The organism is Corynebacterium sp. NML120713, from assembly GCF_001875735.1.
In the GTDB taxonomy this organism is placed as follows: Bacteria; Actinomycetota; Actinomycetes; order Mycobacteriales; family Mycobacteriaceae; genus Corynebacterium; species Corynebacterium pseudogenitalium.
Window position 1 is genome coordinate 116,539 of the sequence record NZ_MLCR01000006.1, and the last position, 26,650, is coordinate 143,188.

The following is a 26,650-nucleotide window of genomic DNA, read 5'->3' on the forward strand; positions in this document are numbered from 1 at the left end:
AATTACTTTTCGACGACGGCCAGCAGGTCGCGAGCGGAAAGCAGCAGGTACTCCTCACCGTTGTACTTCAGCTCGGTGCCGCCGTACTTGGAGAAGATCACGGTGTCGCCCTCGTTGACGTCGACAGCAATGCGCTTGCCCTGCTCATCCAAGCGGCCAGGACCAACAGCAATAACAACTGCCTCCTGCGGCTTCTCAGCAGCGGAATCAGGGATAACCAGGCCGGATGCCGTCGTGGTCTCCGCCTCAGCGATCTGTACCAGAACCTTGTCTTCCAGTGGCTTGATGTTGACGTTTGCCATGATCTGAACGCCTTCCTTCAATGTTGTATCTATCAGTTCAGTAGTGTGTGGTTATTCGAAGGCCCAGCCGTCGTCGCGGGTGTACAACTGCGCTCTCAACAACCTTGTTAGCACTCTACCCCTGCGAGTGCTAACACTCAACATTGTGACGGCTCTCACCAATAGTTACTGGTGAACGAGCGGAATCTCCACTTCCAGCGACGTATCCGTCGCCACGGACAGCACCGAAGGCTGCGCCCCCTCGTGGATGAGTTGGCCGGCCAGCGCTGCGATCATCACACCGTTGTCGGTGCACAGCCCGAAGCGCGGCACGCGCAACTCCGCCCCGGCCTTCTCGCAACGCTCCTGTGCAAGAGCGCGCAGGCGACTGTTCGCCGCCACGCCGCCGCCAAGCAGGAGCGTTTTCGCGCCGGTCTCCTCCAGCGCCAACATCGCCTTGCGGACGAGCACGTCGCACACCGCCTCTTGGAACGACGCACACACGTCCTCCACGTTGACCACCCAGCCTTCACGCTCAGCCTTTTCCACGTAACGCGCCACGGCAGTCTTCAAGCCGGAGAACGAGAAGTCGAAGCGGTGCTCGCCCCGCAAATCGTCGGCCCTGCTCAGCGCGCGCGGGAACGGGATCGCATCCGGGTTACCCTTCGCAGCCAGGCGGTCGATCACCGGGCCGCCGGGGTAACCAAGCCCAAGTAGGCGAGAGACCTTGTCGTAGGCCTCGCCGGCGGCGTCGTCAAGAGTGGAGCCCAGCTCGCGCATCGGCTTGCCGACGGCCTCAACCTCCAACAACTGCGTATGCCCGCCAGAAACAAGCAAGGCCACCGAGTGCGGAAGCCGCTCCTGGCCCTCCAGGTTCGCCACCGCCACGTGCCCACCCAAGTGGTTCACGGCGTAAAACGGCACACCCCACGCCGCCGCGTAGGCCTTCGCAGCGGACGCGCCGACCAGCAGCGCACCGGCAAGACCAGGCCCGATCGTCGCCGCAACCACGTCCGGGGCATCGATACCGGCCTCTTCCAGTGCCGCGGCCATCACTTGCGGCATCACCTCAAGGTGGGCACGCGACGCGATCTCGGGCACCACGCCACCAAAGCGTGCGTGCTGCTCCATCGAAGACGCCACCTGGTTCGCAAGGATCTCCATGGTGCCGTCGGAGTGGACGTCGACAATGCCAACGGCCGTCTCGTCGCATGAGGACTCAATCCCGGCAACAATCATGCCTGCTCCCTTTCGATCTTCCGCGGACGCATCATGGAAAACGCGTCCGCGCCAGAAGGTTGATAGTAATTCTTTCGGGTGCCAACCACGGAAAAGCCGTAGCGCTCGTACATGCCAAGCGCCGCGGAGTTGTCGGTGCGCACCTCGAGGAACATCGGGCCGTCGAGAAGGTCGGCGGTGTGGACGAGCTGGTCCATCAGCTCCCTGCCCACCCCGCGGCGCTGCACCTCGGGCGCGACGCCGATGGTGTGAATTTCGAACTCCGGGTCGTTGCGCGGCCCCAGCATCGCAAGGCCCGCATACCCCAGCAGTGCGCCCTTGTCGTCGAAAGCACCGATGTAAAACGTGTACGGCTGCGCGAACTGCGTCAGCAGCACCTCCCGCGACCACGGGGTCTCGCCAGCGAACAGCACCGCCTCCAACGCTGCGACTGCGTCAGCGTCGCTGGGTGTGAGCTCCCGGATATTCACAGTTTGATGTCCGGCAGCGCAGCAGAGCGCGGGCGCGGCTTCGGCGGGACTGCGTCCGGGCGGCGCAAGTACAGCGGTGTGAGTGGCTCCGGCGTATCCGATGGATCGCACGCAGCCAGCAGACCGCGCACCCCCGGCGCGAGATCGTGTACCTCACCAGCCGCGACCGTCACAGTCTCACGCAGCGCGTCCGGGACGACGAGCATGTCAACGGCGTCACCCTCAACGTCGATCGCGCTGGCTGCGCTGACGTGTGGGCCGTCGACGCGCTGTCCGTCACGGTAGAGGCTCCAGTACACCTCGCGGCGGCGCGCATCAGTGACCACTAGCACGCTTTTCCCGGTGGTGTCCCCGGCTTCCGCGGCGATGGCGTCGTGGGTGCAGACCCCGTACACCGGCACACCCAGCGCCTGCCCGAAGGCGGACGCGGTGGCCATGCCTACGCGAAGCCCCGTAAACGGGCCAGGCCCCACGCCAACAACGACGGCTTCGAGCGCACCGTAGGTGCAGCCCGCTTCCGCCAGTAGTTCGTTGACAGTGGGGACCAAAAGTTCGTTATGCGAGCGGGTTCTGATTACCCGCTGTGCATCCACGCGGCGCGACTGTTGCTCGCCCACGCCGACAACGAGGTCGTGCGTGGCTGTATCGAGCGCCAGCGTCAGCATTACGCCGCTACTCCCATGACCCAGCCGTTACCGTCCTTGTGGAACGGCAGCGGCGTATTCATTGGGAACATCTCCGACTGCGGGATGGAGCAGATGTTCACCTTGGAAAGCTCCACCTTGTCCAGGTCGATCTCCGCGTTCTGGTCCTCGTCGAACAGCAGCATGTAACCCCAGTCGCCGGAGAAATCGAAGCGGTCCTGGTCAAGGTTCAGCGCCTGCAGCTTGCTCAGCAGCAGCTGGTCCGGCTCGTTCGGGCACAGCGTGGTGAACCCGATGTAGTCCTTGTCGTAGACGCGAGTCAGGTCGATGAGCTGGCCCGCAACGGCTTCACCACCAGGCTTGACCTCTTCAAGGGAGCGGGAAAGAGAATTCGTTGGCGTCGCAGCCGCCATTGGGGACGGCTTGGTCAGTGGGATGAAAATGAGAGCAACGAGCACAATCACCCACAGTGCACACGCAATAGCGACCCAACCACGGCTAGTATTGTTCAGCTTCAGCATGGCCTACAGCCTACATCTTCCTATTCTGCGTGCACCCACCGCCATGTAATGATGCGGCCCTCACTGTCTTCGTCTTGCTCCACGAGCGTGGTGCGATCAATCCTGACCAAGAGGTACTCGTTTGCGATGTGACCTGCAAGATCACCGCCCCACTCTGCCACCACGACGCTGCGGTCCAGTTCCGACTCGAGGTCCAGCGCGTCGAGCTCACCCAGCGGGTCGCCAGAGCTGCCCTCCCCCAACAGGCGGTAGGCATCGACATGAATTAACGACGCCCCCTCCGCCTCCTTCGCGCGGTGTTCCCTGGCGATGGTGAAGGTTGGGCTCGTCACACGCCCCTTGACCTGCATCCCTTCGGCAATGCCCTGCGTCAGCGTGGTTTTCCCGGCGCCGAGCGGGCCGTCGAGAATCACCACGTCCCCGGCGCGCAAGGTCTCCCCCAGCTCACGCCCCAACGCTTGCGTTTCCTCGCGCGTCTCGCAGACACGCCTGCCGCCGTACTCCCGCACTGTCCGTCCTTTCGGTGCACACAGCACCTCGTAGTGAATGGTGTTCGCCCGCAGCGCGAACTCGTCCGCACTCACGCCGCCGGCGCCAAAAAGTACCGCTTCATCGCCCGGCGCGACACCGGCTTCGTTTGCGCCCAGCCACACCACAATCTGATCCATGCACACCCGACCCACTTGGGGGTAGCGCGCCCCGTTGATGGTGACGTCCATCCGGTCCTGCCAAATGCGCATCACACCGTCCGCGTAGCCGGCGGGCACCACGGCGGTAAACCCGTCCTCGGGCGCAGTCCACGTTCCCGAATAGCTCACCGGCTCCCCCGCCTGGATTGGTTTGACCGCGGTCACTGTTGCAACCCAGCTCATCGCAGGTCGCAGCCCGTTGTCGGTGCCGTCGATTGCTTCCAACCCGTACAGGCCAATCCCGGGACGGATCTGTTCAAAGCGGGCGTCGTCCCTCGTCCACGTCGCCGGCGAGTTCGCCACGTGGTTCACCAGGTCCTCTAGCCCCGCCTCGTGCGCCTGGTTGAGCGCTTCACGGAACGTCGCCAGCTGCCGGTCCGTGTACGGGTCCGCTGGGTTATCCGCGCACGCAAAATGGCTCATCAGCCCGGCCACACGGATCTGACCGGCCTGTTGCGCCTCGGCGGCCATCGCGAACAGCTCCGGCCACTGTTCCTCATCTACGCCCGAGCGGTTCATCCCCGTGTCGATCATCAGATGCACGGTGGGTACGAAGGGGGCGTCAATAAGCGCGCGCAGGTGCGCAAGACTCGGCACACCCATCTCGATGCCCTCCACCAGCTCCTCCCCCGGAGCCCACAGCCACGCCATCACGGGTTTCGACGTCAGCTTCGCCACACTAGCCGCCTCCGCGATCGTCGCGCAGCCGAACGCATCCGCACCGTTCGCCTCCATGATGGGGACGCACTTCGCCGCGCCGTGGTTATAGGCATCCGCCTTCACCACGCACATCAAACGCGCGCCACCAGCCTGACGGCGCATCTGCCTCGTGTTGTGGGCAATCGCCGCCAGGTCAATGCGAAGTTTTAAAGCGTTCATGGGCATCTATTGAACAACGATCACAGCAAATGCGCCACGCCGACTACACCTAGCAGCAGCGATACCACCCACGTCGCGGTCAAACCAACCGTATCCGGGTGTGAGCGCGCCCACGCGAAACCTCGTCCAGCAACCGAGTCCGGCTTCGCCCGTACCCAACCGACCAGCAGGGCGCACAGCGTGGGTAGGGACAGCGCGACCGTCGCGTAGAGCACCAGGAAGCTGTACTTCGTCGTCGTATCGATGCCCGTCGCAGACAGCACCGCAAGGCCACCAAAGAACGGCACCGACGTCGCCGATTGGACGATCCCCAGCACAAACCCCGTCAGCACCGTCAGCGCATTGGGTGCTCGCAGCGGGCGCATCACCCGTTCAATCAACGCGTGGTTATCTCCCCCACGCAGCGCCAGCACCGCGGTCAGGAGACCAGTAGCGATGAGGAGCCACCCGAAAATGGGCCCCTCGACAAACGTTTGCACCACCGGACCGAGGCCATCGAATACGAACAACATCACCGCCGCGAGACTCGCCACCCCAAGCCAGTCGCCAGCAATGAGCAGCGCCGTGATCTTCGCATACTGCCGTTTCGCTTGGGAGGCAACCACCCCGACTGCCACGATAACCCCGATCAACAGCACGTTGATGGAATCAATAAACGCAAAGGACAACGCTCCAAGCATGTCTTGCTCCTTCCGCGCGGCTCCATCAGGCTGAATCTCGGCCCTGTCTCGATCTGGCCCCTAACCCTAAACCACAAAAACGCTGAAGCGCTATTTCAGTACTGCAGAATTCAAGTAGGGTAGGTTGCGTGTCTGCGAAATTGAAGAAGTTAGCTGAACTGTCCAAACGAGGCCCACACAAGGTGCTAGAGGGCGATCTCGGGTACACCGGGTTGCCGGGCAAGGTGTACACGCCTGCAGAGGGCAAGAACCTCCCTGGCGTCGCCTTCGGCCACGACTGGCGCCAGAGCGTCGACGACTACCACGGCACACTTCGCCACCTGGCCAGTTGGGGCATTGCGGTCGCCGCGCCAGATACTGAAAAGGGGTGGCGCCCCGACCACGCTGGCTTCGCCGCCGATTTAGAAACCGCCCTGCAAATCCTGACTGGGGTGCGCCTCGGGAACGGCAAGATTAGCATCCACCCACAGCGCCTCGGCGTCGTTGGCCACGGCATGGGCGGCGGCGCTGCCGTACTCACCGCGGTAGAAAACCCGAAGGTGCAGGCAGTCGCCGCAATTTATCCAGCGAACGTGGCGCCCTCCGCAGTAGAGGCGGCTCGCCGCGCGCTTCGCCCAGGGCTCATCATCGGCCCCGGCGAGGACGGTGACTCGCTCTTCGATCCAGGCAACCCCGCCAAGCTCGCATACAACTGGGCAGGCGAGGTGGCCTACCGCAGCGTCAAGAAAGGCGAGCAACAGAGCTTCTCGGAGGACACGCTAACCAAGCGTCTGCTCGGCCTGGGCAAGTCGAGCGCCTCCCTGCAGACCACAGTGCGCGGCCTACTCACCGGGTTCCTCCTGCACCAGCTAGCCGGGGAGAAGAAGTACTCCTCCTACTCCGAGCCGGACGCCGAAGGAAAGAACGTCACGTCCTATACCGGTGAGGACCTCGCTGAGCTGGCGGGCCTCACCAAGGACGACAGCCTCTTCTCATTCTTCTAACGTGCCGGGCTGACCAGCACGCTTCATCTCCCCCTGTGCCTCCGGGGCGTTGGGGCGTGCCTCGGTACGGATCGACGCGATTCCGCCCTGCGGCGGGCGGCGAAATGGGAACAACCGCTCGCCGCCCTGTGGAATGACAACAGGTTGGCGTTTGTAGCCAAGCGCGGCGGCCCTTCGCTGCTCGGTAAGCATCATCTCCATTTGGCGATGGTGCTCAGCGATCATCTTTTCAAAGTTCTCCATCCGCATCGCCGTGCGCTGACGGTACTCTGCTGCAAACCTTGAAAAATCCATTTACCATTCCCCCAATTTCTTGACGCCCCAAGCATCAGCCGGGTCTGTATCGACTGGCTGCTGCTCAGCGTGTTGTTCTGATGACGTCTCTGCTGCCGCTGGTGCCGTCATCGCTTGCTTTTCGGCCGGCACTGGTGGCTGCTCCACCTCGCCGAGTTGCTCAGGTGGCACGAACACACCGTTTTCGTCGACTGCCGGTGCAGGCTCCGGCGCAGGAGCGGGCTCGGGTGCCGGTGGTGTTGGTTCCGCGACGTCACACGGCACCTCCACAGCCTCCGTCGCGCACTGCCAGGCCGCGTCGATATTTGCTGCAAAGACGTTGATGCTTTCAATGACGACGGCTGCGCCCGTTTGTGCAAACGCGCCCGTGAACGCCTGCGCAGCGTCGCACTGCTCCTGTACCGGTGCGAACAACGCCGCTGCGTCGCGTGTCACGGCCTCGATGGACGCGTTAACATGCACATCGACGTCGAAGTTAAAGGCCACGTTGATCCCTGCCGCACCTGCCAGTGCCGCTGACGCGGACTGCGTGCCGACGCTCTCCAGAGAAACAAGGCGCTCGCACGGCTGCGGCGGTGTCGGCGGCACAGGAGCAGGGGCAGGCACTGGTGCTGGTGCTGGGGCGGAAGGCGGCGCGGCAACGCTCGCGCTGGCGGTCGAGGTGCTTCCGGCTGCGTGCGCAGCCGTCGCTGGCGCCGCAGCAGGCGCACTTCCAGCTGGCTTTCCGCCGGGCGCCTGACTGCAAGGCTGTTGTGCTTCCTCCACGCACACCGCGATCGCATCTAGGCACTCAGCGACAGCCACGTTGCATTCTTTCGCTGTCTGGCTCGCCTGCCGCATCGCATCAATTACGACCTGCACCAACGGGCGAATCAGGGTGGCGATTCCAAGCTTCGCAAGTATCTCAAGGTGCGAGTGCGCAAGGACCACGAACTGTTCCACCGCCAGGTTGGACGTCTTCTTGACGTCATCTATAGCGCTGCAGCACGAGGTAATCGAGCTTCCCAGCTCATTTAGGCGTGTAAAGTGCTGTGCCTCCGAATCTGCCGAGCACCGCTCCCGCGGCCCCACACCGATCTGCTCAAACCACTCTTTACTGCCCGACGTATCCTGGCAAGGCGCCTTCAACGAAAACCTGTAGCCCACGGCGTCACAATTGAACTGTGACAGCGAGACACCGACCTGGTGGAAGCCGCGTAGGTCCTGGCAGCGGGTGGCCTGCAGCTCCCGAATGACTTCCTTCGCTAGTGCCTGCAATTGGTCGCGCTCAGGCCCCTCCAGGGCTGGGGTCGTCGCAACTGACTGAGAGAAGCGCTGCACCCCTTGTTCGACAACGTCGCTGGTTACCATGCGGAACCCACCCCCGAAATGCCATCGGTGGCGTCCTCGTCAGCGTCGCGGACCTCCTGTGCAAGGCTGCGAATCCCCTCCCACTGCTGCGTTCGCTCCTGCAACAACCGGAGCGAGTCCGCATAGACCGCCTGCACCGCCGCCGTGATGCGCTGGCCCTGCAAGGCAAAACCGGCACCGAAGTCGTCCGCACCCAGGTCTGGTTGCTGGCGGGCAAAGTCCGTGGCGGTGTCTTCGTAGGCGGAGATGGCGTCGGCAAAATATGACCGCACCGCGTCAACGTTGAGGCTGACGCCCTTGTTGTGCACAGTGTTTACCGTGTTCACCATGTTCAAAATTTCCCCCAAAATCCACGTCGGCTCACCACCGACAGTTCTAACTACTTCTCTTAGTTAGACTCCCCCAACGGCCCCGCGGTTCCCCGCGAGGCCAAATTTCTTACCAACGGACTCTACACTGCCGCAACGACAGCTGCGAGGCGACCCGCCACCTTTCGGGCTTGTTCTTCCTCGGCGGCCTCCACCATGACGCGAAACAGCTCCTCAGTACCGGAAGGACGAAGCAGCACGCGACCCGAGTGCCCGAGCTCTTCCTCGGCCTCATCGATCGCAGCCAGCACCTCCTGCGAGCTCATAATCTTGGACTTCTCCGACACCGGCACGTTGATGAGTACCTGTGGCAGCACCTGCATCACCTGTGCGAGTTCCTTGAGGCTCTTGCCGGTTTCCGCCATCTGTTCCATCAGCAGCAGCGCGGACAGCGTGCCGTCGCCAGTCGTGGCGTGCTCCGGGACAACGATGTGGCCGGACTGCTCGCCACCAAGCGAGAAGTCCCCACGGTTGAGCTCCTCGAGAACGTAACGGTCGCCCACTGCGGTCTGCTTCAGTGCAATGCCTTCGCGCTCCATGGCGAGGGTAAGTCCCAGATTGCTCATGACCGTGGCTACGAGCGTGTTGTCGCGCAGGTTGTTCTCGGCCTTCATGCCGCAGGCCAAGATCGCCATAATCTGGTCACCGTCGATGATGTTGCCTTCGGCGTCGACGGCGAGGCAGCGGTCCGCATCGCCGTCGTGTGCCACGCCAAGATCAGCACCGTATTCGACGACGGCCGCCTGGATCTTGTCCATATGAGTGGAACCGGAGCCATCGTTAATGTTGAAAGCGTTCGGCTCGTTGTAGATCGCCACAACCTCGGCATCGGCGGCCTCGTACGCCTTCGGGGCGACCTCGGACGCCGCACCGTTCGCACAGTCTACAACGACCTTGATGCCCTTCAGGCTGGTGCTCATCGCCTCTTTGAGGTGCGCCAGGTAACGATCTTGCGCGTCCGGCGCCTCCTCGATCACGCGGCCGATACGGGTGCCGGTTGGCCCGCCTTCTTCAAGCGTGTCGAGAGCCCTCTCAATTTCGTCCTCGACCTCATCAGGCAGTTTGTGGCCACCCGCGGAGAAGAACTTGATGCCGTTATCCGGCATGGGGTTGTGGGACGCGGAGATCATCACTCCGATGTCCGCACCGTAGTCATCAGTGAGGTACGCCAAGCCGGGAGTAGGGATCACGCCGACACGCAGGACATCCACGCCTTTCGACGCCATGCCCGCAGCCATCGCTGCCGCAAGCATTTCGCCGGACACGCGTGGGTCGCGGCCAATCAGCGCCGTCGGGCGTCGCTTCGAGGACTCACGGTCCTTCGTTAGTACGGTCGCGGCGGCGGCACCGAGCTTCAGTGCCAACGACGCCGTCAGTCGCTCATTGGCGAGACCTCGGACACCATCAGTTCCAAACAATCGAGTCATGTTGTTTATTATGCACTACCGACAGCTATACAAAAACAACAACCGCCCACCCGGCCAGTGCCAGGGGGCGGTTGATGATACAACCAGCGTAGTGATTAACGCTTGGAGTACTGCGGTGCACGACGGGCCTTGTGCAGACCAGCCTTCTTACGCTCGACCGCACGAGCGTCACGGGTAAGCAGACCAGCCTTCTTCAGGGTTGGGCGCTCAGCCGGGTTGTAGATGTTCAGTGCACGGGCAATCGCCAGACGCAGCGCACCGGACTGACCGGTTGGGCCGCCGCCCTTGATGTTTGCCTTGATGTCGAACTGGCCCTCGCGCTCGAGCAGGGTCAGCGGCAGCAGGATGTCCTGCTGGTGCAGCTTGTTCGGGAAGTAGTCCTCGAACTCACGGCCGTTGACCGTGATCTTGCCTTCGCCCTCGACGACGGTCACGCGAGCGATTGCGCGCTTACGACGACCAACGGTCTGGATTGGGCCCTCGTGCAGCGGTGCAACCTCAACGGTGTCCTGGGTCTCCTCGACCTCTGGAGCAATAGCGTCACCGATGGTGTAGTTGAACTCTTCCGTCGCCGCGGTTGCCGCGTCGATGTCGGTCTCAGCTGCGATGTTGTTCTGATCAGCCATTACTGTGCCACCTGCTTAAACTCGTAGGTTTCCGGCTTCTGAGCCTCGTATGGGTGCTCGGAGCCGACGAAGACGTGAAGCTTCTTGATGGACTCGCGGGAAAGCTTGTTGTGCGGCATCATGCCCTTGACAGCTTCCTCGATAACGCGGTCCGGACGCTCATCGAGCGCACGACCAAGCGTCATAGCAGTCAGACCACCCGGGTAGCCGGAGTGGCGGTAGCGCATCTCGCGATCGCGCTTGTTCGAGGAGATGTGGACCTTCTCGGCGTTGATCACGATGATGTGATCGCCGGTGTCAACGTTCGGTGCGAACTGTGGCTTATGCTTGCCGCGCAGGATATCCGCTGCAGTCGACGCAAGCTTGCCCAAGACCACGTCCGTGGCGTCGATGACGTACCACTTACGGGTAATGTCACCGCTCTTTGGGTGGTAAGTAGACATGCATGACTCCTTCAAGTCTGTCTAGTTGGCTGCCGGCCATAACGTATAAAACTGTGCGCTGTATCCTGCTCAGACGGCGGCCGGTGGAGACCCGACAAGCAGCACGGCACACAAGCTGCAAACTTTACAGCACAAAGCACTGAACAGCAAGACGCTCCCCCTGGCGCCTTGCTGTTCAGCAAGCTTCTGTGTTGTTATCCCCAGCTGTTTGCCGCGGCGTTGTTTACCGCGAGCATGGTGGAGTTGCCGTCTTCAACGGTGCTGGCGATCTGGTTCAGAATGGTGTTCAGATCCTCTGCGGCTTGGTCCCACTTCGCCTGGTGTGCCTGGTACGCGGACGCTGCGGTGCCTTCCCAGGTCTGCGCCATCGGCTGGATGATCTGCTTCAGTTCGTTGAGCTGGCTGGTGATGCGGGTCGCCGACGAGCGCATGTCTTCAGCTGCGTTGGCGATCTGGGCGAAGTCGTACTTGATTTGCATGATGAGTATGTCCCTTTACATTCGGAAGATGGTCGTTGTGTCTGCTGAGAACCGCTGAGAGCGTTTTAGAGCGCCAAGCCCGCGGAACCGGACAGCGAACGGAAGTTGTCGGTGTTCGTAGCGTCGGTGCTCTCGTAGTTCTTGGCGTTGTCGCGGATATTGTTCGCGATGTCACGCAGCGCCTCAGAGAGTCGTCGCTGCGCGTCGTCGTAGCGGACCATCAGGTCATCGAAGCTGCGCTGCGCATTGCCCACCCAGTAGCTGCGCGTGGACTCCGCGACCTGCTGCACGCGGTCGATTTCTCGATTGACGTTGGCGTTGGTGTCATCTGCCCGGTCGGCAGTTGCGCGCATGACGTCGGCTTCTGTTCTGAACTGTTCCATGTTCAATCCCCCTACTAGGTACTGTGTCTTGGTTGTAACGACAGCCTTCCAAGCTGTTCATATAGTTGGACGCACGTTTTGGTGCTCCGGTTCCCTCAATGTTGAAGAAACTTTTCTCCCCACCCTCCCACCACGTGTATGCTGCGAGTTTGCCTCACCCCTCCCCTGTCGGTGGCGTGAATTCGGCGGTGTCGAAGGCCATCTGGCACGTCGCCTGCTGCACCCTGCTGGGCGCCTGCCGCGTCTGGCACGCCACGAAAAGCTGGTAAGAATCCTGCGCCCAGGTTCGCCACAGCGTTTCGGCTCCTCCGGGGGGCGTCTCGCGGTACGTCACGGCGTGGAGGTTGTGATCCACGAGCGTGAGCTCAGGGTCGCGCTCGATACCCCCGAGCAGCTGCGCTACGAACTGCTCGGGCGGCAGCGTGTAGCGGTTCTCTGCGGAGATCAGTACGCGCATGTCGGGGTCGGCGCCTGTTGCCATCCAGCCCTGCTCGTGCTGCGCGAGTTGGAACCCGGGAGGCAGCTCAATCGCAAGTCCGTCCTGCGCGATTCGCACGGCGGTAGGCTCGCTCGCAACAGAAGAAGAGGGGCTTGTTGACGCCCGCGAGGCCGTCGGTTGACTGTGCAGCACAGTGGTCGACGTCGCCCCTTCTGAAGCCTGGGCGGACGTGGGCGAAGAGGGCGTCGATAAGAAACGAAATAGCACGAACCCGCAGATTGCTGCGACCACAACCACTGCGGCGCCGAGGGCGACAAACGGCCACCACGCGCGACGTGGTGCAAGGTCTGCGGCCGTAATCGCGGGTTGCTCTTCGGTCGGAGGGTCAGCCTCTACCTCTAGGCGCTCGGCGGTAATAGTGACGTCGTAGCCGCTCATGGCCTGCTCAAACTGATCGAGGTCCTCGGGGCTCGCGGCGATCTGAATCACGGCGCCGCCCGGATCTGGCCCGAACAGGCCACGCACGTACTGCGCGACTTCCCGCGGGCCGGGGCCGTCGAAACGGTGGACGTTGGCGGCGCCGGTGAACACGGTGTTCGTGGACGTCATGGTGATGCGAAGATCGGGTTTCATAGAGTGCCTCCTTCTGGGTAGGGTGCTGCGACTTGGACCAGGCCACGGGCCTCACCTGACTGGACGAGCAGGCCTCGGCCGGGCGGCTGTGGGACTGGACGCACCCCGAAGAGCGCGCCTTCGTCCCTGGTTCCGTCGAGGATGACGACGTCGGGCAACAGGTCCTTCAGCGAGGACAGGAAGCTGCCGAACATGGCGCGCGATACTCCGCCGAACTTGCGGGCGGCCACCACGTGCAGGCCAATGTCGCGGGCGTGCGGGAACAGCGTGGCCAGCTCGCGCAGGGTGTCCTCCGGGACGAGCTCGAGGTCGTCGATGACGAGATAGAGCTCCGGGCCTTCCCACCAGGAACGCTGCGCGAGCTGCTGCGGGGTCACGTCCGCGCCGGGTAGCCTGCCGCGCAGCGTGGTGATCAGCGCACTGACCGCCTCGTCGACGGCGCTGGTAGAGGCTGCGTAGGCCGCCACCATGTCTGGGTTCGCCCGCCCGAGGTGCGCGCGGCGCACATCCAGAATCACCATGCGGGCCTGCTCACGGCCCATCGCCTCAATCGCGGTGATGGCCGAGGCAATCGCTGTGGACTTGCCAGCACCGCTCGCACCGATGACCAGCAGGTGGCCAGACTCGCTCCACAGCGGTGCAAGTCGGGGTCCACCGACGCCGAGTGGCAGACGTTGGCCTCCCGAGGTGAGCAGGTCCGCAACCTCCACGTGGTTCGGCAGCACTCGCAGGCGCGGCACCCGATGCTGGCCCTGCGTCGCTGCGCGTACATGTGCCACGTCCTGCGCGGAGGTGTGCGCAACCAGCATGAACGCCCCCTCTTCGGTAATGCCGCGGCCCGGCAGCGCGGGAAGTTTCGCCTGCACCTTCCTATTAATCACCGAGTCCATCGGTTCGGTAAGATGCAGCTCAATCCTCGTGCCGATCACGTCACGGACGTTCGCGCGGATCGCGTTCCAACGCTGTGTAGTCGCAACCAGGTGAATACCGACGGCCGGGCCCTCCGCCGCGAGGCGCGTCAACGGTTCGCGCAGGTCCTCCGTCTTCGCATCCGGTGCGAGCAACGTGTGCCAGCCGTCCACAATCAACACGGTGTGGCGCTTCGTGCGCCGCTGCGAGTCGTCGAGCATCTCGACCAGCTCGTCGACGACGCGGCGCACGCGCTCCTCGTCCGTGCGCTGCGCAACACCCGCCACATGCGGCAGTTCGGCGACGTCGCTGAAGTCGCCGGAGCCGGCGTCGATAATGTAGAAGCACAGCTCGTCAGTGGAGTGGCGCAGCGCGAGCGACGCCACCATCGTGCGCACCGCCATCGACTTGCCCGTCTGCGGTCCACCCGCGAGCGCCACGTGGCCACCCGCCACCGACAGGTCCAGCACGAGCGGTACCTGGCGCTGCTTGATCGGCTCGTCAATGACCCCGATGATCGCCTGCAGCTTCGGCAGCGTCTCGCTGCCACCGTAGACCTGCGAAAGCTCAATCTGTGCAGGCAGCGGCGGCAGCCACACCTGGTGCGCCCGCATGCCCAGGGCATCCGCCACCTCCCTCGACTTCTCGACGACCGCCGCCAGCAACGTCGTGGTCGCATCAGTATCGACGCCGACACTCTCCTTCGCGTCCTCCACCGGCGGAGGCTCCCACCCGTGAAACAGGCGAACCTCCACGGCCGCCTCGCGCCTGGTCACGCCGCGGGCGCGCTCCAGCGGCCCCGACACGTACGCCGCGCGGAAACGCTCCAAGTCGCCTGAGCCCGTGGACAAGAAGCCCGCGCCGGGCTCGCTGGGTAGCTCGTAGGCGTCCGGCACACCGAGCACCTGGCGGGATTCGGCCGCGGAGAACGTCTTGAGACCAATTCGGTAGGAAAGGTGCGAGTCCAGCCCGCGCAGCTTGCCCTCCTCCAAGCGCTGGGAGGCAAGTAGCAGGTGCACGCCCAGCGAGCGGCCAAGTCGGCCGACGGCCACGAACAGGTCAGCGAAGTGCGGGTGTTGGCTGAGCAACTCAGAAAACTCGTCCAGGATGATCACCAGCGCCGGCAGCGGCGCGAGATCCTCGCCCGCGAGCCGGGCCGCGGTGTAGTCGGTGATATTGGCGTAGTTCCCAGCCTTGCGCAGCAGCTCCTGGCGACGGTTCATCTCACCGGAGATGGCGTCGTACATGCGCTCAACCAGGATGGATTCGTCCTCCAGGTTGGTAATGACCGCCGAGGTGTGAGGCAAGGACTCGCAGCCGAGAAACGTTGCGCCGCCTTTGAAGTCCACGAGCACGAGGTTGAGCTCCTCCGGCGAGTGCGTGGCGGCAAGCGCCACCACGAGCGTCCTGAGAAGTTCCGATTTTCCGGACCCCGTCGCACCGATGCACAACCCGTGTGGGCCCATCCCGCCCTGGGCGGACTCTTTCAGGTCCAGGTAGAGGGCCTGGCCCTGGGCAGTCGAGCCAATCGGGACCATGAGGCGCTGTCGGGTGCCTTCGCGTCCGGTCCACATGGTGTGCTCGTTGAGCTCGGCGATGTCGTTGATGCCGAGCATCGGGAGCAGCTTGCCTCCGTGGGAGGCGCTTTCGGCGCTGAGCTGTTCGGGGCGGCGATAGAACGCCAGTTGGCGCGCGATGAGCTCCGCCTCCGCAACACCGATCCTGTCGGGCCTGCCCAGAAACTCCAGGCCCATCCCGGTCAGTGCGTGGAGTTCGTCGTCGCAGACCAGGTGGAACGCATCCTCGTCCACCAGCCAGTCCGGGTCCGGGTGGATAACCAGCACGCACGCGTTCTCGCTGCTGGCGGCGCTAGTGCTGAAGGAGATCACTGAGGGGTGGGTGGTGGCGTCGAGAAGTATGACTTGGAACTCGGCCGCCTCCGGCGTGGCGGAGTGCGGCAGCCACTTCACCCACTCGAATTCGCTCGGCGCCTGGGTGGCGTCGATGCCGACGAGCTCCGGGCCGTGGAAAAACGCTAGCTGGGCAACGATCGAGCGCGCGACCTCCGCCGCACGCGGCCCCACCATCGTGATCACGGGAAACGCATTGAGCGCCACCACGATCGGCATCTCTTGGATCGTGTTCACCGCGGCGACCGTCCTGCGCAGGCTCACCGCGCACACCGGGTCGAGGTCCTCGGGCGAGCCAGGGTCGTCGACCTCGATTGGGGTATGCAGTGCCACCGCGCCAACACCAATGCGCACCTGCAGCGCGTACGGCGAGGCGGCGTACTGTTCCCAGACACGCTCCGCAGGCACCGCCGTGAGCAGGGCGTTCGGTGCCGGGTGGAGGTATTCAGCGTGCTCGCGTTGGATCTCGGCGTTGCTGCGCGCCCGGTGGGCGAGGGCGTCCAGGTGCCGCAGGTAGACCCGGCGTGTCTCGTCGATGTCGCCCTGGCGCTCCTGTGGCGAAAACATGGTGACCATGCCGAAGAGCATCATGACCGGGAAGATGAGCATCATTGGGCTCACGGTGCGCCCGGACATCACCATCAGCGCCATCACCGCGCCGATGGCAACCACCATGACCACGGGCAGCAGTACTTTCAACAGTGGCATCGGCTGGTCCTTGTGCGCCTGCGGTACCGCTTCGGCGCGGAGTTGGCCGGTCGGCAGTGGTGGTGGCGGCGCGAGTGTGTGCGCCGTCGATGGTGTCACGACTGGTTCGTGGTCAAGACCAAGCATGCTTTCCCCCTCATGCATTTCCCCGGTTGCGCAATCCCCCTCGCGCAACGTCTGCATGCATTCTAGGCGATGGTGCGCTACATTGTTCAAGTTAAGCGCCAAGTCGCGCATTTGTTTGTTTTCCGGGGGGATTCATCGTGGCAGTTTCTGCAACGCATCACATCGTGCACGTCACCATCCGTATCGACGTCGCTTCGCTTCACCGCGATATCGACCTCAGTTTGCCGACGTCCTCGTCGCTCTACGAACTGATACCCGAGATCGCGCGCTTCGTGGAACTGCCGCAGCTGCACCGCCCTTGGGAGTTCACCAACGTAGCTGGCATCCCGCTCGATGGGCATGCGCCGTTGTACCAGCTCAAGATGCGAAACGGCGCGACGGCGGTGATGCGCCCACAGGAGCAGGCGGCACCGCCCGTGATCCGCGACGCGGCCCATTCCCTGAGTGCGGCCGCGGCCTCTGCCCGCGACGTGCGTGGCCTACACATCGGCGCGACGCTGCTGGGCCTGCTGTGCATTGCAGCGGTGGCTGGCACGGTCGGCGGAGTGGCGTTCGGCGCGGGCCTTGCTGCTGCGGCGGCGCTGGTGCTGTCGCTCGCGGCGCGAAGCAGCGCGGTTTACGTAGCGTTTCTGTGCGCGGCCCCTTTCGCAGTCGGCGCCTGGGTGGCTGGGCCTCCGGCTACGTGGGACGGGTCGAGCGATACGGCAATCGGGATGCTAGCCGCCGCGATCACCGCCGTGGCCTGCGTGGTCATCGGCGCGATGCTCAGGCTGTGCGGTGCGGCGGTCACGACCTTCGCGGCGGTGTGCGCGCTGCTCCTTGCCGCGGCCTCGCTCGGTGCGTGGTTGCCGCAGCACCACGCGGGGGCGGCGGTGGTCGTGCTGCTCGGGTTGCTGCTGGTCATGCTCACGCCCCATATCGCCACGGCCGCCGCGGGCTTGAAGGTGCCACGCATCCCCACCGCTGGCGAGGAATTTGATCGCTCGGATGTGTACCAGCATGACGTCGATACACGCAGCCTCACCGCGCTGACCGTATCTGCCGCGATTGCATGTGCCGTGACCACCTGCTGCTTACCAGCGCTCTACGGCATTGCCACGATGGACGCCGCACTGGGCTGGCGCGTCGCACTCGCCGGTTGCATGGCTGGCGCGCTACTCATCCACGCGGTGCGCCACCACTACCCCACCCCGCGAATAGCACTGACGGCGCTGGCCCTCGGTGCGCTCGGTGCCGTGGTGCTCGCCACCGTATACGAGTCAAGCCCGCACCCAGCGTTCCTCGTGGCCGCAGGCTGCATCGCCATTGTGTGCGCTACCGCCGTCATCTGGTCGCGCCGCGTGCCTGACCTCGAGCCAACCACGGTGGTGTGGTTCGAGCGCGCCGAAGCCGCCGCCATCATCGCAGTCATCCCGCTCGCGGTGCACCTCACCGGGCTGTTCGACCTCATCCGGGGGCTGTAAGCCCATGCGCACCACTGCTTCTCGACGCCTCTTCGTCACCCTCTGCGTCCCGCTCGCCGTTGGAACGACGCTGCCAATCTCGATCCCGGCCCCACCGGCGCAGGCCCAGGACTACGCCTGCGCCCGCCCCGCGCACCTGCCGCCAGACCGCGACACGCCACTGGAGCCTGACCCATCCGTCGCCGCGTCCCGCAGCCACGCGAGTGGACGCGGGGTGCGCGTCGCCGTCATCGACACCGGCATCGCGCGGCACCCGCAACTGCCGCCGGTCACACCCGGCCGGGACTTCGTCACACCCGACGACCCCGATCCATTCTTCGACTGCGACAGCCACGGCACCATCGTCGCCGGCATCATCGCCAGCCGCGACCTCGGCATCGCGCCCGCAGCGCACCTCATCTCCATCCGGCAAACCTCCGCGCACTACCGCGAAGAGCAGGCCGCAGGATCACTCGCCACCCTCACTGACGCCATCAACAACGCCGTCGACGAGCGCGCACGCGTCATCAACATCTCAGTCGTCTCCTGCATGCCGCCTTACCTCGCCACAAGCCTGGACACCCGCGAGCTGGAGGCCGCACTCCACCGCGCCGAAACCTCCGGCGCCGTCGTCGTGGCCGCCGCCGGCAACGCCACCAACGAATGCGCCCACGGCTTCGCCGTCTTCCCCGCGCACATGCCCACGGTCCTTGCCGTCGGCGCACGCGAGGACTCCCACACTGTCGCCGACTACTCCATCGCATCCCCAAAGCCGCCGCTCTCCGCCCGCGGCACCACACCCGTGGTCCTCGCGTCCGACGGCGCAGGGTTCGCCACCGGCATCACCGGCGAGCTCCAACCCGACGGCACACCAACCGTGCAGCCCTACGTGGGCACCAGCTTCGCCGCACCCGTCGTCAGTGGCGCCATCGCCCTCCTCCTCGACCGCTATCCACACCTCTCACCGCAACAAGTGCGTGAGATCGTCTACGCCGCCGCGGAACCCAACGGCGGGGCGCTGCGCCCAGAAGACATCGTCACGCAACTCCCACCCACGCCACCGCGCGAGGCAACCGTCACCACCATCGACGCACCGTTGCCCACCGCATCCCTTGCGGCCCGGCGCGCCGGGCTGGCACTCGGTGGGCTCTTGGCATGCATCGCGCTGACGATCGTGGCGCGCTCCCTCCGTGGGGGCCGCGGACGCCGCGGGCTCTAAGACGCCACCGGTTTCAGCGCCACCGACCGCTCGAGCGGAGCTCCACTCGGCAGCAGCGCAACGATCTGCCACGGCGCTTCCTCGGTGTGGCGCACGCCGATCAGCTCCAGCGTGTCCCGCCCGGCGACCTCGTGGCGGGAGCCCTCCGGCGACACCACGAGCAGGCCTTGCCCTGTATCCACGCCGACGGCGCCCTCGCGTAGTCCCGCGAAGTGGGTCGCGGTGCCCGTCCCCGCCAGCGCTATCGCCCCTTCGAGCACCTCACCGTCGTCCTTCGGCCAGGTGGCTGCGCCACGTTTGTCGTTCACGCACACCGTGTCCTGTGTGGGTTGCACCCAGCGCGGAGCCTCGTGCGGGATGCGCAGGTCCAGTGGCGGCTGCGCGTCCGGGTAGTGCGCGATGTCTGCGCGGTTGACGTTGCGGGATGCGGCGCCGGCGTCGAGAAGCACTTGGGCGGCCGTGTCAGAGACTTGCTGCACACCGCCGTGCTCCGTAAGCACCCAGGTAGTCTCCGGGGTGCGCAGTACCTCAGGGAGGCGCGGTGGCAGCGTGAACGCCGGACCCTCGCGCAGGGCACCAAGCACCGCGTTCGGCGGCGACCAGCGCGGCGTCGTGGCGTCGATCCCCAGGGCACGGCGCATGATGCGCCCCTCCGGCGTGGTGGATGGCGGCAGCTGCCTACGGCCGTGCGCGTCGACGACCCACTCACGGTGATCCGCCACCGCCAGCACCGCCGTGCCCCTCGGTAGCGGCGCAGGCGCTTGACCCGCGACCACCGTGACCTTGCCCTCGGTGTGGCACGCGGACCAGGCATGCGCCTCCGTGGCCTCAGGGGCAAACATCCCAGGAGCCGCGACGATGCCCACTGGCAGGCCGCGCGGCACCGTGGCCAAGTAGTCCCCACCGGCGCGGGCAGGCTCGGCGGCCTCCCCGGCGATGAGGCGAGCGGAAGTCAAGTTCGTCACAGGGTGCAAGGTGCCGTCGACACGCACGTACAGGCCGCCGTCAGTAGCTCGCACGATCGGGGCTTCACCGGGGTGCGGGTTCGGGCTCATCCAGGCGAATAGCCCCATCACCGCGGCGATCAGCACCACCCCGACCGCCCCGAAGATCCCCGCGCGGCGCCGCGCCGCCAGCGGGTCATGGATCATCCGGATGTCGCCGTAGATGAGGCCGTGCTCCACGCGGCGCTGCATGAACCTGTGCCCCGACACCTGCGGTCGCGTTGTTGGCAACAATCGCTGCGACATGTATACCCCCGATGTTGTATCCCCCAATAACCAATAACGCTGCCTTACACTACCAAAGCTCCAGCGGTTCCGAGCCGTGCTTGACGGCGTCAGCCTGCATCTTCGCAAGCTCGGCGCGCGTAAACGCCTCGTTCACCGCGAAGATCACCGTGTCGTCCTTCACGTACACCGGGGTCAGGGCGCTGTTGGCGGTGCCATTATTCAGGTTCACGCGAGGTGGCTGCTGCGCCCAGAACGACGGCGGCGATGCGATGTAGAACTTGATATTCAGCCGCTCAACGGCCCGGTCTACTGCATTCTTTGCTGTCGCGTCACCGAGTACGCCACGCCCGAGCATCTCTACGTCGAACAGCGCAGTTGCGGTGTCGTCGCCTCGTGTCTTCGCCGGCCACAGGTAGTGCCGTGAGAGCGTCGGCACGCCGTTGTAGGCGTAGATCCACGAATGCCCGTCTGCGGGCTCGCCATAGGTCACGCCTTCCCACGCCGCAGGCTGCGTCGCGAGCCAGTCGAACGCAGCCAGGTCGTCATCGTTGACCATCCGCCCACCAACGCGCGGAGCGGTGTAAATGCCCTCCGCCGATTGAGCTGCATTCGCGTGCACGGCGGTCGCAGTACTCGCAGCCACCACGAGAGACACGAGCACCGCCCCAATTGTCGACGCCCCCTTCGCCACCACCGTGCCCTCACGCGCGGCAACCGGCGCCAATGTCAGCATCCGAATCATCACCGAGGCCCCTATGGCCGCCGCGACGATGACGCACATCACCACCGGCAACACCAGGCGGTGCGCCGTGTTGTAGTGCAGCCCCGAAACCAGCGAAGGCACCACGTCCAGCACCGGCGGAAGCGGTGCGGTTGCCTGCACCACCGTCGCAAGTGACAGGACGTAGAACGCCACCGGCCACACCTGGCGACGCCACGCCACAAGCGCCACCGCCCCCACGAGCGCGAGCCACAGCAGCACAGTCGGGTTGTAGTTCGGGAAGTACTCAGTGACGTGGCGCGTATCCATCGTGATCGCGAGCGCCCACGGATTTGGCGCCGTGCCATCCTCCGGAGTAGACCACCCCGCGACCTCCTGCGCCTGCTCGGAACCAGCAAACATCTGTGGCAGGAACAGCACCGCACCGGCAAGCGCCGGGGCCGCTAACCAGACAGTGTCCACGAGGCGTGAACGGACGGGACGAAGAAGCGTCGAAAAGCACCAAGCGAAGGCCACCGCCAGCGCAATCGTGGTCACCGGCGACGGGTGCACCGCCACCACCCCGAAGAACCCGATGGCCGCCGCAAACGCCGAGTTGTGATGCCGTGGCACCTCCAGGAACTGCCAAATCACAATGCCCGTGAGCGCAACTGCCATCATGTACGGCCACATGCCAACAAAATCCGACACCCACATCAGCTGCGGCGCACCGTACACCAGCAGCGGCGCGAACCCCGCCGCGATCTGCGCCGTCAGCCCCCGCGACCGCAGAAACGCAAACACCAGGCACGCCACGGACACGCAAGCCGCCACCGATGGCACGATCGCCTGCGCCACATTCAGCGCGGGGATCGGCGCCATCCCAGCGGTCTTGGCAAACAACGCAACCCCCGCGTGGTACCCCGAGGGATACAACAGCGAACTGTGCGTCTCCTGGTACATCAACTCCCCCATGCGCGTTGGCGACGCAATCCCCTCATCCATGATGAAGCGCACAGTATTGGCGTGCCACTGGGAATCCCAACCCTGCACGATATTTGCCAAACCCAGCGGAGTTCCCTGTAGCCACCGCAGCTTGTCACTGATCAGCATCGCCGACCCCGTAATCACACCAAGCAGCGGCAGCACCCAGACGGGGTCAACCACGCTGCCTTCGCGCCGCTCCTGCGGAGTCCCCGGCAGCAGCGCCCGACGCCACGACAGTTGCCCGGTGCCAGTCCAGCGCTCGCGGGCGCGGCGCGCAAACGCGTAGCGCCACCCCGCAGCACACAACATCACAAACTCCACGCTCACAGAGAACGTCCACGGCGAAAACCTCGCCGAAGTCAGGCCCCAAGACCAGGCACTGAAGCCAATAATGCCGAAGCTCACGGGTATCGACGCCACCACCGACGCCGGCACACGCATGCCGGAGATGACGTTGACCAGGAATCCTGGCAGCACAAACACAAGTACCGCTGCTATGAACATCCCAGCAGTGACCACGCGTACTCCTTCGAGACCTAAGACGTTGAGACTGGTGAAATCTTATCGCTTTGCGCTCTCAGAGCGAACGCCGATCACGAGTTGTGTTGGCTCGTGCCTCCCACTCCTGCTCTGGTGGGTACACAACGTGGTCGAAGGTCAGCCCCTTCGCGGGGGCTAACGGTACGTCGGCGCGCCGCTCAGTGGCGTCGAGCAGTCCAGTGGCCCACGCCAGGTCGCGCTTACCCTGCCCGACCGTGAGGCACGTCGCGGTCAACGCGCGCACCATGTTCCAACAGAACGCGTCGGCACTGATGTGTGCCTCGTAGAGCTGCGGCTCCGCCTCCGTGGAAGCGTCCACCCAGCGGAAGCTGTGCACGTCGCGGATCGTCGTCGCGTGCGGTCGCGGCTTGCAGAACGCCGCGAAGTCGTGCAACCCGAGCAGCACGTCGGCGGTCTGCTGCATCAGTTGCACGTCGACCGGGCGAGCCCACACCGCAGTGTCACGCGTCCGTGTCGGCAGCGCCCCCGCTGGGCTAGTAGTGACGCGGTAGATGTAGTGACGCGCCATCGCCGAGAAGCGGGCGTCGAACTCAGGGGCGACCTCCCGAACTTGGTGAACTCGGATGTCATCCGGTAGCAGTTTGGCAAGGCGACGCACCAGGCGCGCAGGATCACCGTCAAGAGAGCGCTGCTGCAACGCGGCCGGGTCGATGTCTGCGTGCGCCACCTGGCCGCGGGCGTGCACCCCCGCATCCGTACGGCCCGCGACCGTCAGGGCGACGGGGTGGCGCAGCACAAGCGCGAGCGCGTCCTCCACGGTTCCTTGGACGGTCCGCAGGTCTCCTTTCTGCCGGGCCCAGCCGTGGAAGTCGGTGCCGTCATAGGCGATGTCGAAACGCAGCCGCATCGTGTTCATTCGTTACAGGCTAGCAAACTGGTCGCGTGCTCTTAGAATGCGAAAACCCCGCGACACCGTGAAGGTGCACGCGGGGTCTCATGTGGTTGAGCTAGAAAAGCTCACTCAGCGAAGGATTAGTCCTCCTTGGAAGCCTTCGCCTCAGCTGGCTCCAGAACCAGGGAAATCTGGGTCATTGGAGCGTTGTCGCCGGAGCGAGGTGCAACCTTGATCAGGCGGGTGTAGCCGCCGTTGCGGTTTTCGAACTTCGGTGCAAGCTCGTTGAACAGGTATGCAACGATCTGCTTGTTCGGAAGCTTCGCAGCAACAGCGCGGCGTTCCTGCAGGGAACCGCCCTTCGCCTTGGTGATCAGCTTCTCAGCGTATGGGCGAAGTGCTTTCGCCTTTGCATCGGTCGTCGTGATGGCGCCGTGCTCGAACAGGGACTGCGCCAGGTTAGACAGAATGTGCTTCTGGTGGGCGGCGGACCCTCCGAGACGGGCACCCTTCTTCGGGGTAGGCATTTTCGTACTCCTCGTATGGGATTGTGAGCGCGTGCTCTTGGTTTACTCGGTTTCTTCCGCGGTGTCGTCGACGTAGTCACCAGTCTCAGCGTCGTAGCCTTCGATCTGGGTCGGGTCGAAATCTTCCGGAGCGTCCTTCAGCGTCAGGCTCATGGAGGCGAGCTTGATCTTGACCTCATTGATGGACTTCTCGCCAAAGTTGCGGATATCCATCAGGTCGGTTTCAGAGCACTCAGCCAGCTGGCCGACGGTGTTGATGCCCTCGCGCTTCAAGCAGTTGTAGGACCGGACGGAGAAGTTGAGATCCTCAATCGGCAGGTTGTAAGCCGCGATGTACTCCGTCTCCTGTGGGGACGGGCCGATCTCGATGCCTTCTGCTGCCGTGTTCAGCTCACGTGCCAGGCCGAACAGCTCCACCAGGGTGGAACCGGCCGAAGCCAACGCGTCGCGAGCAGACATGGAGTTCTTCGTCTCCACGTCGATGATCAGCTTGTCGAAGTCAGTGCGCTGCTCAACACGGGTTGCCTCAACCTTGTAGGCAACACGGGTCACTGGCGAGTAGATCTGGTCGACCGGAATGCGGCCGGCTTCCCCACCAGAGTTCGGCATCGCCGGGACGTAGCCACGGCCACGCTCCACGACAAGCTCCATCTCAAGGCGTGCCTGCTCATTGAGCGAAGCGATGTGCAGATCCGGGTTGTGGATCTGAACATCAGCTGGCGTCTCAATGTCGCCGGCGGTAACGACTCCCGGGCCTTCAACGGACAGGTACATCACGACTGGCTCGTCGGACTCCGACGACAGCACGATGTCCTTGATGTTGAGGATGATCTCGGAAACGTTTTCCTTCACACCGTTGATGGTGGTGAACTCATGGAGCACACCATCAATCTTGATCGAGGTAACCGCTGCGCCCGGAATGGACGACAGCAGCGTACGGCGCAGGGAGTTACCCAGCGTGTAACCAAAACCTGGCTCGAGTGGCTCGATGATGAACTTCGAGCGGTTGGTATCGATGTACTCCTCGGTCAGCTGCGGACGCTGTGAGATGAGCATGAACTTCTCCTTTTCCGGCTACCACTATATGAAGCCGCGAGAATATGGACTTTCGGAAAGATATCGCACCACTTGTATACGTACGTATCGACGCAGTGCGGGGTGAAGTAAGCGGGCTTACTTCGAGTAGAGCTCGACGATGAGCTGCTCCTGCAGCGGCACCTCGATCTGAGCGCGCTCCGGCAACTGGTGCACGAGAATGCGCAGGGTGTCCGGAACGACCTGGAGCCATGCCGGAACAACGGCGTCCAGCAGGTTGTCCTGGGCCTCTTCGAACCAGAGCATCTTGCGGGACTTGTCACGAACATCGATGATGTCGTACTGCGTGACCTTGTAAGAAGGAACGTCGATACGCTTGCCGTTCACGGTGAAGTGACCGTGGGAAACAAGCTGACGTGCCTGGCGACGTGTGCGCGCCAGACCTGCACGGTATACAACGTTGTCCAGACGGGACTCAAGCAGGATCAGCAGGTTGTCGCCGGTCTTACCTGGGAGGCGGTTGGCCTCCTCGTAGTAGCGACGGAACTGCTTCTCCATCACTCCGTAGGTGAAGCGAGCCTTCTGCTTCTCCTGGAGCTGGAGCAGGTACTCAGATTCTTTGATGCGAGCGCGGCCAGCCTGCCCCGGAGGGTATGGGCGACGCTCGAAGGACATGTCACCGCCGACGAGATCGACGCGGAGGCGACGGGACTTACGGGTAGCAGGGCCGGTATAACGAGCCATGATGTATTACCTCTTTTCCTTTCTGCCTTAAACGCGACGACGCTTCGCCGGACGGCAGCCGTTGAACGGCTGTGGGGTCACGTCAGAGATCGAGGACACCTCCAGGCCAGCAGCCTGGAGCGAACGGATTGCGGTCTCACGGCCGGAGCCTGGACCCTTGACGAAAACGTCAACCTTCTTCATACCGTGGTCCATCGCCTTGCGAGCAGCGTTCTCAGCTGCCATCTGAGCAGCGAACGGCGTGGACTTGCGGGATCCCTTGAAGCCAACGTGGCCGGAGGAAGCCCAGGAGATAACAGCACCGGTCTGATCCGTGATCGAGACGATGGTGTTGTTAAAGGTCGACTTGATGTATGCGTGGCCAGCAGCCACGTTCTTCTTTACGATGCGACGGCCACCACGGCGCGCACCGGAACGAGTCTTAGGAGGCATGGATTACTTCTTCTTTCCTGCGATGGTCTTCTTCGGGCCCTTACGAGTGCGAGCGTTCGTCTTGGTGCGCTGCCCGCGAACAGGCAGGCCACGACGGTGACGAAGGCCCTGGTAGGAGCCGATTTCAATCTTGCGGCGGATGTCTGCCTGCACCTCACGACGCAGGTCGCCCTCTACGGTGTAGGAGGACTCGATTGCGTCACGCAGTGCGGACAGCTGATCGTCGCTCAGGTTGTCCGTACGCAGGTCTGGAGAAATGCCCGTCTTCTCGAGCAGCTCCTTGGCGCGGGTTGCGCCGATGCCATAAATGTAAGTAAGTGCGATCTCCATGCGCTTATTGCGCGGAAGATCAACACCAGCTAGACGTGCCATGTGGAACGTACCTTTCGGGTTGTTACGGCGGTTTTCTCCCTATCCGCCCACGCCAACCGACTCTTTATCCGGACCGTACCGGAGGA

Annotated in this window: 27 protein-coding genes and 1 pseudogene; 3 read left to right on the forward strand and 25 right to left on the reverse strand. The window is 64.0% G+C overall.

Annotated features, from left to right (window positions below; translation table 11 throughout):
- Positions 1 to 2 precede the first annotated feature (2 nt).
- From groES to BJP06_RS02940, 7 genes are all read right to left on the reverse strand, one after another.
- Positions 3 to 302: a co-chaperone GroES gene (gene groES, locus BJP06_RS02910; RefSeq protein ID WP_070363040.1), complete on the reverse strand. Its 300-nt coding sequence runs from the start codon at positions 300 to 302 to the stop codon at positions 3 to 5.
- Between the two features lie 165 nt (positions 303 to 467).
- On the reverse strand, positions 468 to 1,520 hold the full coding sequence (gene tsaD / locus BJP06_RS02915; RefSeq protein WP_071572758.1) for a tRNA (adenosine(37)-N6)-threonylcarbamoyltransferase complex transferase subunit TsaD: 1,053 nt from the start codon (positions 1,518 to 1,520) through the stop codon (positions 468 to 470).
- Entirely contained in the window at positions 1,517 to 1,990 is a 474-nt protein-coding gene (rimI, locus tag BJP06_RS02920; protein ID WP_070477599.1) for a ribosomal protein S18-alanine N-acetyltransferase, read from the reverse strand. The genes tsaD and rimI overlap by 4 nt, the downstream gene beginning before the upstream one ends.
- Entirely contained in the window at positions 1,987 to 2,655 is a 669-nt protein-coding gene (gene tsaB, locus BJP06_RS02925) for a tRNA (adenosine(37)-N6)-threonylcarbamoyltransferase complex dimerization subunit type 1 TsaB (RefSeq protein WP_071572759.1), read from the reverse strand. Before tsaB ends, rimI begins: the two co-directional genes overlap by 4 nt.
- A complete protein-coding gene (locus tag BJP06_RS02930) occupies positions 2,655 to 3,155 on the reverse strand; it encodes a hypothetical protein (protein ID WP_070363044.1) in 501 nt (166 codons plus the stop codon). The genes tsaB and BJP06_RS02930 overlap by 1 nt, the downstream gene beginning before the upstream one ends.
- 20 nt (positions 3,156 to 3,175) lie before the next feature.
- Positions 3,176 to 4,723 (reverse strand): alanine racemase, encoded by a 1,548-nt coding sequence (gene alr, locus BJP06_RS02935; protein WP_083433170.1) that lies wholly within the window; start codon positions 4,721 to 4,723, stop codon positions 3,176 to 3,178.
- A 20-nt stretch (positions 4,724 to 4,743) separates the two neighbouring features.
- A complete protein-coding gene (locus BJP06_RS02940) occupies positions 4,744 to 5,403 on the reverse strand; it encodes a GAP family protein (protein WP_071572761.1) in 660 nt (219 codons plus the stop codon).
- A 128-nt stretch (positions 5,404 to 5,531) separates the two neighbouring features.
- Between BJP06_RS02940 and BJP06_RS02945 the strand changes: the two genes are divergently transcribed.
- The gene (locus BJP06_RS02945) at positions 5,532 to 6,386 is read left to right on the forward strand and encodes a dienelactone hydrolase family protein (protein ID WP_071572762.1); all 855 of its coding nucleotides are present in this window, start codon (positions 5,532 to 5,534) and stop codon (positions 6,384 to 6,386) included.
- On the opposite strand, the gene BJP06_RS02950 is transcribed toward BJP06_RS02945, so the two are convergent.
- From BJP06_RS02950 to eccCa, 10 genes are all read right to left on the reverse strand, one after another.
- Positions 6,375 to 6,680: a hypothetical protein gene (locus BJP06_RS02950; protein ID WP_070363048.1), complete on the reverse strand. Its 306-nt coding sequence runs from the start codon at positions 6,678 to 6,680 to the stop codon at positions 6,375 to 6,377. The genes BJP06_RS02945 and BJP06_RS02950 overlap by 12 nt on opposite strands.
- Positions 6,681 to 8,030, reverse strand: coding sequence for a hypothetical protein (locus tag BJP06_RS02955; RefSeq protein WP_071572763.1), 1,350 nt, complete (start codon positions 8,028 to 8,030; stop codon positions 6,681 to 6,683). It lies immediately after the preceding gene.
- Entirely contained in the window at positions 8,024 to 8,359 is a 336-nt protein-coding gene (locus BJP06_RS02960) for a hypothetical protein (RefSeq protein WP_070975820.1), read from the reverse strand. Before BJP06_RS02960 ends, BJP06_RS02955 begins: the two co-directional genes overlap by 7 nt.
- 122 nt (positions 8,360 to 8,481) lie before the next feature.
- Positions 8,482 to 9,825: a phosphoglucosamine mutase gene (gene glmM / locus BJP06_RS02965; protein ID WP_071572764.1), complete on the reverse strand. Its 1,344-nt coding sequence runs from the start codon at positions 9,823 to 9,825 to the stop codon at positions 8,482 to 8,484.
- A gap of 95 nt (positions 9,826 to 9,920) precedes the next feature.
- Positions 9,921 to 10,451 (reverse strand): 30S ribosomal protein S9, encoded by a 531-nt coding sequence (gene rpsI, locus BJP06_RS02970; RefSeq protein WP_070363052.1) that lies wholly within the window; start codon positions 10,449 to 10,451, stop codon positions 9,921 to 9,923.
- Positions 10,451 to 10,894, reverse strand: coding sequence for a 50S ribosomal protein L13 (gene rplM / locus BJP06_RS02975; RefSeq protein ID WP_070363053.1), 444 nt, complete (start codon positions 10,892 to 10,894; stop codon positions 10,451 to 10,453). The genes rpsI and rplM overlap by 1 nt, the downstream gene beginning before the upstream one ends.
- 194 nt (positions 10,895 to 11,088) lie before the next feature.
- Positions 11,089 to 11,373 (reverse strand): WXG100 family type VII secretion target, encoded by a 285-nt coding sequence (locus BJP06_RS02980; protein ID WP_070477587.1) that lies wholly within the window; start codon positions 11,371 to 11,373, stop codon positions 11,089 to 11,091.
- 65 nt (positions 11,374 to 11,438) lie between these two features.
- A complete protein-coding gene (locus BJP06_RS02985; protein ID WP_071567367.1) occupies positions 11,439 to 11,756 on the reverse strand; it encodes a WXG100 family type VII secretion target in 318 nt (105 codons plus the stop codon).
- Between the two features lie 154 nt (positions 11,757 to 11,910).
- Positions 11,911 to 12,828: a type VII secretion-associated protein gene (locus tag BJP06_RS02990; RefSeq protein WP_071572765.1), complete on the reverse strand. Its 918-nt coding sequence runs from the start codon at positions 12,826 to 12,828 to the stop codon at positions 11,911 to 11,913.
- The gene (eccCa, locus tag BJP06_RS02995; RefSeq protein WP_071572868.1) at positions 12,825 to 16,481 is read right to left on the reverse strand and encodes a type VII secretion protein EccCa; all 3,657 of its coding nucleotides are present in this window, start codon (positions 16,479 to 16,481) and stop codon (positions 12,825 to 12,827) included. Before eccCa ends, BJP06_RS02990 begins: the two co-directional genes overlap by 4 nt.
- A 137-nt stretch (positions 16,482 to 16,618) precedes the next feature.
- On the opposite strand from eccCa, the gene eccD reads away from it, so the two are divergent.
- Entirely contained in the window at positions 16,619 to 17,944 is a 1,326-nt protein-coding gene (eccD, locus tag BJP06_RS03000) for a type VII secretion integral membrane protein EccD (protein WP_177224252.1), read from the forward strand.
- Between the two features lie 4 nt (positions 17,945 to 17,948).
- A complete protein-coding gene (locus BJP06_RS03005; RefSeq protein WP_071572767.1) occupies positions 17,949 to 19,142 on the forward strand; it encodes a S8 family serine peptidase in 1,194 nt (397 codons plus the stop codon).
- Here BJP06_RS03005 and eccB read toward each other — a convergent pair.
- The 8 genes and pseudogenes from eccB to rpsM form a co-directional block, all read right to left on the reverse strand.
- Positions 19,139 to 20,392: a type VII secretion protein EccB gene (gene eccB, locus BJP06_RS03010; RefSeq protein ID WP_071572768.1), complete on the reverse strand. Its 1,254-nt coding sequence runs from the start codon at positions 20,390 to 20,392 to the stop codon at positions 19,139 to 19,141. The two genes, BJP06_RS03005 and eccB, sit on opposite strands and share 4 nt — an antisense overlap.
- Positions 20,393 to 20,441: 49 nt before the next feature.
- Complete coding sequence (locus BJP06_RS03015) at positions 20,442 to 22,580, reverse strand: DUF6541 family protein (RefSeq protein WP_252930977.1); 2,139 nt, start codon at positions 22,578 to 22,580, stop codon at positions 20,442 to 20,444.
- A gap of 58 nt (positions 22,581 to 22,638) precedes the next feature.
- The gene (gene truA / locus BJP06_RS03020) at positions 22,639 to 23,478 is read right to left on the reverse strand and encodes a tRNA pseudouridine(38-40) synthase TruA (RefSeq protein ID WP_071572769.1); all 840 of its coding nucleotides are present in this window, start codon (positions 23,476 to 23,478) and stop codon (positions 22,639 to 22,641) included.
- Positions 23,479 to 23,600: 122 nt separating this feature from the next.
- Positions 23,601 to 23,981, reverse strand: a pseudogene (gene rplQ, locus BJP06_RS03025) (50S ribosomal protein L17); the annotation flags it as partial.
- Between the two features lie 42 nt (positions 23,982 to 24,023).
- On the reverse strand, positions 24,024 to 25,037 hold the full coding sequence (locus BJP06_RS03030; RefSeq protein WP_070363062.1) for a DNA-directed RNA polymerase subunit alpha: 1,014 nt from the start codon (positions 25,035 to 25,037) through the stop codon (positions 24,024 to 24,026).
- Between the two features lie 117 nt (positions 25,038 to 25,154).
- A complete protein-coding gene (gene rpsD, locus BJP06_RS03035) occupies positions 25,155 to 25,760 on the reverse strand; it encodes a 30S ribosomal protein S4 (protein ID WP_070363063.1) in 606 nt (201 codons plus the stop codon).
- Between the two features lie 27 nt (positions 25,761 to 25,787).
- Positions 25,788 to 26,192, reverse strand: coding sequence for a 30S ribosomal protein S11 (rpsK, locus tag BJP06_RS03040; protein WP_070363064.1), 405 nt, complete (start codon positions 26,190 to 26,192; stop codon positions 25,788 to 25,790).
- Between the two features lie 3 nt (positions 26,193 to 26,195).
- On the reverse strand, positions 26,196 to 26,564 hold the full coding sequence (gene rpsM, locus BJP06_RS03045) for a 30S ribosomal protein S13 (protein ID WP_070477572.1): 369 nt from the start codon (positions 26,562 to 26,564) through the stop codon (positions 26,196 to 26,198).
- Positions 26,565 to 26,650 lie beyond the last annotated feature (86 nt).